Here is a 12,174-nt window from a genome sequence, read left to right as displayed (position 1 = left end):
ACGATTTTTAAGAGGAAAATTTTTCGATCAAGCTCGAAAAAAATCGGCAGCAAATACGCCGAAGCGTATTTGATTAATTATCACCATTACCACTATGTGAAAGGAGTTTTAAGGTATGAGCAAGTTTACATGGATTATCATTGCCGTGCTTGTTGTGATTGCCATTGGAGCTGGTGTGATTATTTCACAAAATATCGGTGAAGAACAACAGGCAGAACAAGGCGTTGAAAACCAAGAAAAAGAAAATCAACAAGTAGAAAATGGCAAGCACTTTTCAGTTCAGCACAAAGATTACCCAGGAAAAGTGGCTCCTAAATTTTCCGCGGATGATTTAACTGCCGCACCTGCAGGAGATTGGATCACAAACGGGGGAAATATCTATAATGGAAGGTACTCTCCATTAGATAAACTCACGAAATCAAACGTAAAAGGTTTAAAGGCTGAATGGGTCACAAGTCTAGGCTCCGGCTATGAGTTTAAATATTCAGGTGAAGCAACGCCGATCGTTTACGATGGGGTTATGTTCACCATTACTGGAGCTAATGATGTTCAAGCCATCGATGCAAAAAATGGTGAGTTAATTTGGGAATACAGACCTGAATTAGCGGCAAATCTCGATACCGTATGCTGTGGCTGGACAAGTCGCGGTGTAGCATTAGGTGATGGAAAAGTATTTATCGGAGCTTTAGATGCAAGATTAATTGCCTTAGATCAAAAAACAGGAAAGTTTCTATGGGAAGCGAAAGTAGAAGATTGGGAAAAAGGATATACCATCACAAGCGCACCTCTTTATTATAATGGGATGGTGTATACCGGTATTGCCGGCGGTGAATATGGAATCCGTGGGTTTGTTGCAGCATATGATGCCGAGAAGGGTGAAGAAGTTTGGAGAACCCACACCATTCCTGGACCTGACGAAGTAGGACATGACACATGGCCAAAGGACACCGATGCTTGGAAAAGAGGCGGGGCAGCTGTATGGCAAACACCAGCAATTGACCCAGAACTAGGACTTCTCTACCTTTCTACCGGTAATCCGTCCGCAGACCTTGACGGAAGCGCTCGTGAAGGGGACAACTTATTTGCCGATTCCGTTCTAGCATTAGATGCCAAAACCGGTGAATATAAATGGCACTTCCAGGAAGTCCATCACGATATCTGGGATATGGATGCTCCTAACCCAGTCGTTCTTTTTGATGTAGAAATGGATGGAAAAATGAGAAAAGGAATTGCACAAGCTGGAAAAACGGGCTGGATCTACATATTGGACCGAACAGATGGTAAGCCACTAATTGGGATAGACGAAAAACCTGTTCCACAGGATGAAAGACAAAAAACAGCTGCAACTCAACCGTTCCCTGTGGGAGATGCATTCGTACCCCAAGAAGTAACAGAGGAAGATGTCAAAAAGGACTTCCCTGCCGACTGGAATGGAAAAATCGGAAAAATTTTCACCCCATTCTGGGACGAATTTGTTACATTAAAACCTGGACCACAAGGTGGAGCAAACTGGCCCCCATCGGCCTATAACCCAAATACCGAGCTTTTTTACTTATTAGCAAATGATACGTACTTCTCATTCTCACACCATGAAGGTGATGAAGCGAATAATTACAAAGAAGGCGAAGTATGGCTCGGAAGTGTATGGCAGCCAGTAAAGACTGCACCTGGTCGTGGTGTTGTTACGGCAATGGATATTAAAACGAATAAAATTGTATGGCAAAAACATTGGGACACGATTGCTTATAGCGGCCTATTGACAACAAAAGGAGATCTCCTGTTTGCAGGTCATAATGATGGGCGACTAATCGCATTTGATGCTACAAACGGGGACGAGCTATGGGAGTTCAAAATGGACGCAGGTGCAAACGCCCCACCTGTCACATATGAAATTGATGGTAAGCAATATATCTCTATTTTTGCAGCTGGTAATTCACTTGCAGGAACTACCCACGGTGACAAGATATACACCTTTTCACTAGAAGGTGCATATGCATCCCTAGAAGATATACCTGAAGACAAGATTATCAAATCACCAACAGCACACACCCCTCCTGCAACAGATAAGAAACAAGATGCAGAAGAAACAGACAAATCAACAGCACATGAGGGTATGGATGTTTATAAAAATAACTGTTTAGCCTGTCACGGTGACAACGGTGAAGGTGGACATAATGGACCAAAATTAATGAATAGCGACTTTGTTAAAGACACTGATAAATTAATCGAACAAATTAAAAATGGTAGTGCCGGAATGCCTCCATTTAAGGACCAACTTGATGATAATCAAATTAATGCATTAGTTGAATATTTACAAGGGCTTGGGAAATAACATGAAAGGAATCGTTCATTTGAACGATTCCTTTTTTTACATTTGCGTGTTGTTTTTGCTTTGAAAACTTTTAAACTGCAATAACTTGACTTCCCCCTTCAAACTACGAGCTTACCCCAGTAACAAGTTGTTCTACAGAGCCAGTTTCCTTTAAAACACTTGCATAGCCCGAGGCGATAAGCATTACAAATGCAATCGCACCCATCATTTGCATTCCATCTTGTACCACTTTTTCTCCGTCTTTTACTAAAACAACTCGTAAAAGGAACATGAGCAATACCTGCAATTGCCCCAGCTACCATTGAACCAAATACAAGTTGACATACGAAATATGCAATAATGACAATTAAAGTGAAAATATGTTTCTTTTCAAATTTGTTTTCAGTTTATTAGTTCATTTTTTGTTACAATTTCTGTGTCCTTATAATTACGGTGTTTTCTATAGCTAAATAAAATTGCAATAATTACACCAACAATCATACCTAACGAAGGTATTAACATTGCGATAGGAATTTGCCCAACCGAAATCGGCATTCCATTAATCGTCATTTCAGTTGCGACAATACCATGAAAAATAAGCCCGTATCCTGCTGGAATAACTAAATAGTTAAACTTTAGTCCGAATGTTAAAGCTGAAGCAACGGCACGTCGGTCAATTTTTTGACGATTGAATAGAATTAAAAGAGGTGGAATTAAAATTGGAATAAATGCAATGTGTACTGGAATCAAGTTACCTGAAATATTAGTTATCCGTTAAAATAAACGTTGCCAATTTTTGTATTTGTTCTGATATGTCACGGTCACTTTCAAGTGGCGGACATATTCGACGAATCTTCTCAAGGTATTCTTTAGTAGCAGGAGCTAACTGATCTTCAACCTTTTGTAAATAAATAGCCTGGGACGCACATATCATTTCGATAGCGATAACCCTAGCCGAATTATGAATCATTTCACGTGCTTGTCGTGAGCCGATTGTTCCCATGCTGACATGATCTTCTTGGTTTGCAGAAGTAGGAATTGAATCAACACTTGAAGGGTGTGCTAAAACCTTATTTTCAGAAACAAGGGCAGCTGCTGTATACTGTGCTACCATTAAACCACATTCTAAGCCAGGGTCATTTGCTAAAAACGGAGATATTCCACTTAATTGTGGGTTTACAAGTCTCTCTATTCTTCGTTCAGCTATGTTTGCCCATTCAGCTGCAGCAATTTTCAAATGATCCATTGCTAATGCAATTGGTTGACCATGAAAATGACCCCCTGACAGAACTCTTCCATCCTCAAGAACTATTGGATTATCTGTGGTTGAATTAAATTCTATCGACAATACTTGATCAACATGCTTGAATGTTTGCCAGGATGCTCCATGAACCTGCGGAATACAACGGATAGAGTAAGCATCTTGCATTCTTATTTCTCCCTGCTCGGTAGTACGCTTACTCCCCTCTAGCCATGAACGTATTCTAGATGCAACATTTTCAAGTTCGGGATGAGGACGAACTGCTATTAATGCAGGATCGAAGGCCGAAATAACGCCTTGTAAGGACTCGATTGTTAAACATGCAGACATATCTGCAGCCATACCGAGACGCTCTGCTTCATTAAGAGCAATTGCTCCGACACCTGTCATCACTTGGGTCCCGTTAATTAAAGCGAGACCTTCCTTAGCCTGAAGTCTAACAGGTTCTAAGCCAGCCATTTTTAATGCTTCTGCACCTGGATACACGTTACCTTCAAATTCTGCTTTCCCTTCACCTATTAACACGATTGCCATATGTGCTAAAGGCGCCAAATCTCCGCTAGCACCTACTGAACCTTTACTAGGAATCACTGGATGAACACCCTTATTAATCAAATCGATTAAAAGATTTAATGTTTCCTCTCTAATTCCTGAAAACCCCTTAATTAGAGCATTTGCACGGAGAGTCATGATTGCCCTTACTACCTCTCTTGGTAAAGGATCACCAACTCCTACTGCATCTGCTCGAAGCAGATTCAACTGTAACTTTTCAATATCAGCTTTTTTTATTTCTATATCGCTCAGTTTTCCAAACCCTGTATTTACTCCATATAAAATCTTACCCTCATTAATTTGTTTTTCAATTCGGGAGCGACTAGCTTTTACCCTTTCAAAACTATCTTCTGTAATAGCAACTTTGGAATTTCTACTAGCTATCTGCTCTATTTGTTTTCGATCTAAGGTATTTCCATCTAAGTAAATAATGTTATTTTGTGACATGTGTGTGTCCCCCTTAATAAGCTAGATTAATAGATAAATTTATGTATGAGTGTGAAACAAAGATATATTTTAGAAGTTAAAAGATTCCTTTCCTTTTTCTAACTTTCCGAATAATTCCCACTCTTTAATCTTAACAGAAGGATTCGGAAAGAGGGCTAGGATTTTAGCCCTTAATAATTAGAACGAAAATCCTAGTTATATTGGTAGTTATTTAAAGGGTTCCGGATAAGCTTGTGTAGACGACCATGTCCCTTTTTAATTCCTTAACCTACACTGCTATCAAAGCAATATTTGTTACCACGCAAATTTAAATCTTTTTAAACCTTTCGAACACGCACCAATGTTTATTTATGTGATTCATACCACTCTTTTATAAGGGCTGCAGCATATCTCCCACCATTCATTAGATTGTCAACACTAATATGTTCCTGGAAAGTATGAAGATTTTTAAAGCCGTTACCTAATGTTAAACATTCCAATCCGTTTTCATTTAGAACATTTGTATCAGCACCGCCAAGTGTCTGGGTTGTATATTTATTAACCCCAATTCCATCTGCTGCAATTAGCGCTGTTTTTGCTATTTCGTGTTCTAGAGGAATATTAAAACCTAGATATTTCTTTTCAAACCTTACCGTGGCTCTTCCCTTATGTTGTTCTGCTGCCATTTCAACAACTTCTTTCATAAGCTCTAGCTGATTATCTAGTCCTTCTTTATTAAAACTTCGAACTTCACCAACTAGCTCAACTTCACCTGGAATAATAGAGGACATTGTTCCACCCTTAATGACCCCGATATTCGCTAATACTTCATCATTAACCTTACCAAGCTTCATGTTTTTCAACGCATCTGCAGCAATAAGGAAAGCATTAATTCCATCTTCTGGATTTAACCCAATATGAGAATCTTTTCCTTTAATTTCACAATAGATCCTGCTGCTGAAAGGGCCTTGTAAGATAATCTGACCGATATCGCCAGTGCTATCAAAAATAAACCCTTTTTTACTTTTTACTAATGTGTAGTCCATATATTTTGCACCAACAAGCCCTGGTTGCTCATTTACTGTAAGGATTAACTCAATAGGTCCACATGGTGTACCAGTTTCTTGAATAACTCTTATTCCTTCAATATAAGCTGCTAAAGCTGCACGGTCATCCGCCCCAAGAATTGTGGTTCCGTCAGAATAAATAACCCCATCTTTAATAATGGGCTTTAACCCTTCTGTAGGCAGCACTGTATCCATATGTGTAGATAAAAATAACGGCTCAACATTTGGATCTGTACCATCCCACCATGCAATTAAATTTCCGCAGTTTCCACCGAATTCTTTATGAGCTTCATCAAACTTTATTGAAAAACCTAACTCTTCTAGTAAAGGAACCAAAAATTCAGCCATCGGTTTTTCATGCCCACTGGGTGCATTGATTTTTGCCAACTCTAGAAAACTATCTAATAAACGTTTTTCATTAATCGTGATTGCCGTTTTATTTCCACTTACCAATGTCTTCACCCTTTCTTTAATAATTTCGACTTACGACAGTCTTTCCTCTTTTTATAACACGATCAACGACATTACTTCCTAGTCGATAGATAACATGTTCATATGATGGAACATCCCAAATTTGTATATCTGCTAGTTTACCTATTTCTAAAGAACCACGGTCATTGTCAAGTTCTAATGATTTTGCACCATTTATAGTTGCTGCACGAATTGCTTCCTCAGGAGACATTCCATATAATCTGCATGCTAGGACCATAACGAATTGCATGGATTCTGTCCAATTCCCTGGGTTAAGATTCGTAGCTAATGCAACTGTTAAACCAGAATCAATCATTGTTCTTGCATCGAAAGGTCTTTTGTGAGCTACTGCAAAATCCAATGAAGGCATAAGAACGCCAATCACATCTGCTTCAGCCATTTTCTTCATCACATGTGGTGGTGTGTAATTAAGGTGATCTGCTGAAACTACTTTCATGTCTGCTGCAAGGTCTGAACCGCCTATATAAGAATAAGCATCCGTGTGCACTTTAGATTTGAGTCCAGCCTTTTCCCCTGCTTCAAGTAATCGAATAGTATCTTCCACATCGAAATGAGAATCTTCTATCCAAACATCATGAAAGGTTGCAAGATTACGCCTTTTTACCTCAGGAATCATCTCTTCAATAATCAAGTTAATATATTGCTCTTTAGTCATATCAGTTGGCCACCCGTGTGCGCCCAAAAAAGTACTAACTATGTCAATATCAGAGTTTGTATTTACTTCTGCTGCAACTTCCAATATCTTCAATTCATCTTTTGTGCTTAAACCATATCCACTTTTTATCTCTACGGTTGTTGTCCCTGATTCAAGCATTCGTCTTACTTTTTCTGTGGTAGATTCATAGAGCTCTTGTTTACTTGCATTCCTCGTTTTATTGACAGATACCATAACCCCGGTTTCAATCCCTCTCCGTTTCAGCTCTTCTGGATCCAATGTGGTCATTTTTGCAGCATATTCTTTAACACGAGAACCACCAAATACGATATGTGTATGACTATCGACAAAGCCAGGAGCAACCACTTTTCCTGTCGCATCGATTACTTCTGCTTGGTCAATATCAATATGCTTCTCCACTTCTTCTTTTGAGCCTACACCACTGATTCTTTGTCCACTGATTGCGACCCAACCATTTGAAATTTTTCCTATCGAATCTGCTTTATCACCTGTACAGGTTAAAACTTCATTTGCATTAATAATCACTAAGTCTGCTTTTTCTTTATGGTTTACCACTCGTTTTACCTCCTGTACGAAAATACAATTAATGCTTTAATAAAAGGAAAGGGATATGCAATTTTTGCTAACCCCCTTCATTTATTGATATTTTATTTATTTAGATCATCTGGACCAAATGTTGCTGTTGGTGTCCACCAAAGTGGGATTTTAATGCTTTCATCAGTAAGCTTACCTTTACCATTGGCAACATCTTTAGCACTTTGATAACCAGCTTGTGCATGACGTACAACCCCAATACCAGAGTCCACTGTCATACAAACTTCAAGACGCATGTCAGCTTCATCAGTACCATCAGCAATCATTGTAACTCCTGTATGAACAGCTTCACCCATTGAATAGTTTGCTTGTAATGCAATTAAATCACACATACCTATTGCATTAAGTAAACCATTTAGTACTGGCCAGTCAGAGATTAGGTCCCCACCATCAGGCATGTTTTCAGATTCAAATGTTGGGTTAACGATTGAACCTGAGTCAAGGTTGTCACGAGAGAATGCAACAGGTCCTTTCAATTCTCCACTCTTTACCATTCTATTGACTTCAAGCGCAAATTCTTTACGCTGTCCGAAACCTAAGTAACAAATACGAGCTGGTAAACCTTCAATTGGAATATGCTTCTTCGCTAAGTTAATCCATCTTGTTACTAGTAAGTCATCTTTGAACTTTTCAAGTACCATGTTGTCAATTTTCTCTAAATCTGTTGGATCACCCGACATACAAATCCAACGGAATGGTCCGCGGCCTTCGCAGAACAGTGGACGAATGTATTCCGCAACGAATCCTGGGATTTTCATTGCTTCTTCTTCAGGCATTCCTCCGTCACGACACTCTTTACGTAAACTAGTTCCGTATTCGAAAGCATGAACCCCATCATCAAAGAATTTATTTGTTACACGTAATTCACGAATCATTGTTTCTTGCGCTTTTTTCAAGTAAAGTTGACGATCTGTCTTACGCAATTCTTCAGCTTCTTGTACTGTATATCCAGAAGGTAAATATGAAATTGGATCATGTGCCGGAGTCATAGAAGTAAGAATATCCGGTTTGAAACCCTTTTCATAAGCTTCCTCAAAAATATCTGCAGAGTTCCCTACAACTGCAATTCCAATTGAAGTTCCTTCAGTTGCATGCTTCTCTGCTAAAGCAATTGCATCATCAAGGTTATCTGCAAGAACATCAATATATCCAACTTCCATACGACGTTTAATAATTTCAATATTTGAATCACATAAAATTGCTACACCACCGTGCATTGCCATAGCTCTTGTTTGGTTACCACCCATACCACCAGCCCCAGCAGTCAGCATGATTTTACCAACAAGTGAATCATTATAATGCTTACGTGCAATAGCTGAAAGTGTTTCAAACGTACCTTGGATAACTCCCTGTGTACCAATGTACTCCCATGGTGCAGCAGTGTACTGTGCAAAGATCGTTAAGTTCTTATCCTGTAAATCATAGAATGTTTCCCAAGAAGGTTTCATGATATTCGTTGTCGCCATTACTACTACTGGTGCATATTTATGTGTTTTAAATACTGCTACAGGCATACCTGACTGAACAACTAGTGTTTCATCGTCTTCTAGTTCTTTTAAGGATTTAACAATAGCATGATAGGATTCCCAGTTACGCGCAGCTTTTCCAATTCCACCATAAACAACAAGTTCTTCAGGCTTCTCGGCATTTTCCATATTATTTTCTAGCATTCTAAGAATTGTTTCTTGTCTCCAACCTTTACAACGTAGAGTATCTCCTCTTTGTGCCTTTACAGAATAAAGAATTTCTGGTTTTTCCTTAATGTTTTGCTCAATCATCATAAAATCCTCCTTTTAATATCAAGTATGTTTTTTAGGTGATAGAAAAAAAATAAGTAGAATTTCTTTCCTCTTTTTAAAGAGTCACCTAAAAAAGTTAATTCAGATTATAAATTTCTGAATTGTGTAACTTTAATGAATATTTTAACGGTTATGTGTTATAATTTCTAATACATAATTACAATAAGTCTATAGTTTATATCTATAACAAAGGAGGAACCATGTGAAACTACAGCGTTTACTTTACTTTACTACAGTAATTGAATGTTCTACCTTTACTGCTGCTGCACAAAAATTACATATTTCTCAACCTTCTTTAAGTACTTCTATTAAACTATTAGAAAAAGAGCTAGGATTCGCACTATTAGACCGTAGCAAAGGGGAATTAAGATTAACAACGGAGGGGAAAATCCTTTATCAAGAAGCCAAAAGACTAATCTTTCATTATGAACGTGTGTATGATGAAATGGTTCGATTAAAAGATGACGGGCCTCTTGAATTATCAATCGGAATCATAGAGTCTTCCAAGTTTTGGGTTTCAAAGGTATTAGCTGAATTTAAAAAGGAATTTCCAAATGTATTTATACGTCTTTTAGATGCTCCAAGTTTACAGGATGTTGAAAAAGCCTTAGACAACTTCGAAGTACATCTTGCGATAACAAATCAATATATTAACAGTAAGTATATCGAGTCAATTCCTTTATATGATGAACGACTAGTTGCTCTCCTCCCGATAAACCATTCGTTAGGTTATAAAAATTTCATAACTATTTTAGACTTAAAAGATGAAAATTTTATTATCTCAAAGGAAGGTTTCCAAACAAGGTCGGATATTCTAAATGCATTCCAAAAGGCGGGAATTAAACCTAATATACAATTTGAGATTGAAAGGTTTGAAACAGCATGTAATCTAGTGGAAGAAGGATTGGGAGTTACAGTAGCACCTGAAAACTACATAAAGTATATTAATAATCCTAATTTTCATTTTAAAAGAATTCACGATGGACTAACCTCAAGAACAGTCTATCTTACGCTTGATAAAAATAGATACCTGCCTCCATTAGTAAAAACATTTATATCTTTAGTCAAAAAATATTTTAGTAGGATCTAAAAGTAATTTGTTATGAATATTTACCAAATTAAAGTTGTTGAGATTTTTTATACAGTGTATCGGTATTTCCATAACATGTAAAAACAAAAAATGAAGTGCCTGGCACATGCTTAGGCACTTCACTAAAAGGGTATATTAGCTAAATAATTCAGAATATTACGATAATTTTAAACGTTAATTATTTGTTATCAATATTAATATCATCTTTTACTTCGATTTTATTTCCTTTAACCAGTCCAGCAAGTTCGATAAATTCCGATGCTTTTTCGTACTCAGGTTTAGTTACCAGAGAACCTACAATGTATGCAACTAACCCAATTATAAAGCCGATAATTATAACCCCTGCTCCATCTTGACTCCAGAAGAATGGCAATGGGATTCCGAGCTGAATCAAATAATCATAAAGAACAAAGCCACTTCCCGAAATAAGCGAAGCAATCGCCCCAACGGAATTTCCCCTTTTCCATAAGAACCCCATAAGCATAGGTACAAATACACCTGCTGCCAAAATCTGACTTGCTATTGATAATACTACTAGTGCATCAGGAATTCTAACAGCTACAATAAATCCTATTAATGCAGAGAAAACAGTTGCTACCATTCCAATAACAACAATTTCTTTGTTGGATGCATTGGGTTTTACATATTTATTATATATTTCAGTCAAATACATGGAGCTTGCATTTAATGTGGTACTTAATGTTGACATAATAGCTGCAGCTACACCCACAAATACAAGACTTGCAAAAAATGGACTTAAATAATTTCTCGTTAAGGCAGAAACAATTCCTCCTTCAGGAACTTCTGTAAAGATACCAGTAGCTGCCATTCCAGTAATTACAACAAAGAAATATAACGGTATGAAGTAAAGTAAAGCTTGAGTAGTCGTTTTCCGCGCTTCAATAGGGTTTCTACTTGCAGAAACTCGTTGCCATACCGCGCCATCTACAATAAAAGCAAGACTAAACGATAAGACAAAGACAAAATTTTGCGAAAAACTTCCAAATAGATTAAAATATCCTGTTGCTTCTTTCGCTTGTGTTGAAGCCTGAATACCTTCGATTCCACCTGAATTTATCAAAGCAACAATCATAACAACCAGTAATCCAGCTACTAGAAAGAAGAATTGAATCATCTCTGTAAGAACAACTGCACGAAATCCACCAAGAACTGAATAAAGTAATGTAATGGACAAACCTATAATGACAGCGGTGGAATAACTGAAATTATAAAAGGATGATAAAAAGTGACCAACAGCCACCATTTGTGATGAACCCCAACTTATAAAGTACATGACTAAGATAACAACTAATATATTCCCCGTGGTTTGATTATAACGTTTTATCATTAACCCATTCTGTGACATGGCTCCTACTCTTCTAATTGCACTTGAAAAAATAAGAATCACTAGTACAGCCAATACTGTAGGTCCACCAAGAATCCACCAAGAACTTAAACCTTGCTCAAATGCTTTATCGACCGATATCAGTGCTGAGTTACCTCCATACCACGCAGCAACAAAAGCCGTTGCAAGTATCCAGTATGGCGTCTTTCTCCCACCTAAGAAATAATCTTCCTTCGTTTCATTTTTATTTTTATAAAAAGATATTCCCAATAAAACTACAAAATAAACTATTAAACTAACAGCTAACCAAATTACATTTATATCCATATTTTTCCTCCTCTAATTTTTAATACCCAGAGTATAGATTCTAATATTAAATTCTGTTTGACTCGGTGTGTTAGAGAATAGTTATATCTTTTTGGTAGATTAATGAAATTTTACTCTGGAAAGATTCATTTCTTACCTGAGTCTTACTTCAATGATTTTTCTACATTCTTATATTAAAATTGCACCCCTTTCCAGTTAAAAAAATTGTTATTACTAATAGTTACTTTCCTCCCA

The 12,174-nt window shown here is 37.4% G+C and carries 9 protein-coding genes; 2 read left to right on the top strand and 7 right to left on the bottom strand.

Going from position 1 to position 12,174, the window contains the following annotated elements; all coding sequences use genetic code 11:
* Positions 1 to 115 precede the first annotated feature (115 nt).
* Positions 116 to 2,332: an outer membrane protein assembly factor BamB family protein gene (locus V7147_RS09780; RefSeq protein ID WP_335367669.1), complete on the top strand. Its 2,217-nt coding sequence runs from the start codon at positions 116 to 118 to the stop codon at positions 2,330 to 2,332.
* Between the two features lie 103 nt (positions 2,333 to 2,435).
* On the opposite strand, the gene V7147_RS09775 is transcribed toward V7147_RS09780, so the two are convergent.
* The 6 genes from V7147_RS09775 to V7147_RS09750 all read right to left on the bottom strand — a co-directional run bounded on the left by V7147_RS09775 (position 2,436) and on the right by V7147_RS09750 (position 9,157).
* Positions 2,436 to 2,603, bottom strand: a complete 168-nt coding sequence (locus tag V7147_RS09775) for a Na+/H+ antiporter NhaC family protein (protein ID WP_335367668.1) — start codon at positions 2,601 to 2,603, stop codon at positions 2,436 to 2,438.
* Between the two features lie 110 nt (positions 2,604 to 2,713).
* Positions 2,714 to 3,061: a Na+/H+ antiporter NhaC family protein gene (locus V7147_RS09770; RefSeq protein WP_335367667.1), complete on the bottom strand. Its 348-nt coding sequence runs from the start codon at positions 3,059 to 3,061 to the stop codon at positions 2,714 to 2,716.
* Between the two features lie 13 nt (positions 3,062 to 3,074).
* The gene (hutH, locus tag V7147_RS09765) at positions 3,075 to 4,571 is read right to left on the bottom strand and encodes a histidine ammonia-lyase (protein WP_335367666.1); all 1,497 of its coding nucleotides are present in this window, start codon (positions 4,569 to 4,571) and stop codon (positions 3,075 to 3,077) included.
* A gap of 344 nt (positions 4,572 to 4,915) precedes the next feature.
* On the bottom strand, positions 4,916 to 6,070 hold the full coding sequence (locus V7147_RS09760; RefSeq protein WP_335367665.1) for a M20/M25/M40 family metallo-hydrolase: 1,155 nt from the start codon (positions 6,068 to 6,070) through the stop codon (positions 4,916 to 4,918).
* 16 nt (positions 6,071 to 6,086) lie between these two features.
* Positions 6,087 to 7,340, bottom strand: a complete 1,254-nt coding sequence (hutI, locus tag V7147_RS09755) for an imidazolonepropionase (RefSeq protein WP_335367664.1) — start codon at positions 7,338 to 7,340, stop codon at positions 6,087 to 6,089.
* 92 nt (positions 7,341 to 7,432) lie between these two features.
* A complete protein-coding gene (locus V7147_RS09750) occupies positions 7,433 to 9,157 on the bottom strand; it encodes a urocanate hydratase (RefSeq protein WP_335367663.1) in 1,725 nt (574 codons plus the stop codon).
* Between the two features lie 223 nt (positions 9,158 to 9,380).
* Between V7147_RS09750 and V7147_RS09745 the strand changes: the two genes are divergently transcribed.
* Entirely contained in the window at positions 9,381 to 10,268 is an 888-nt protein-coding gene (locus tag V7147_RS09745; protein ID WP_335367662.1) for a LysR family transcriptional regulator, read from the top strand.
* Positions 10,269 to 10,446: 178 nt separating this feature from the next.
* Here the strand turns inward: V7147_RS09745 and V7147_RS09740 are convergent, their stop codons facing one another.
* On the bottom strand, positions 10,447 to 11,940 hold the full coding sequence (locus V7147_RS09740) for a sodium:solute symporter family protein (protein WP_335367661.1): 1,494 nt from the start codon (positions 11,938 to 11,940) through the stop codon (positions 10,447 to 10,449).
* Positions 11,941 to 12,174 lie beyond the last annotated feature (234 nt).

The organism is Bacillus sp. JJ1521 (assembly GCF_036965165.1).
In the GTDB taxonomy this organism is placed as follows: domain Bacteria; phylum Bacillota; class Bacilli; order Bacillales; family Bacillaceae_L; genus Ferdinandcohnia.
Note: the sequence above shows the minus strand (reverse complement) of the source record. Positions and strands in the feature narration are given on the sequence as shown.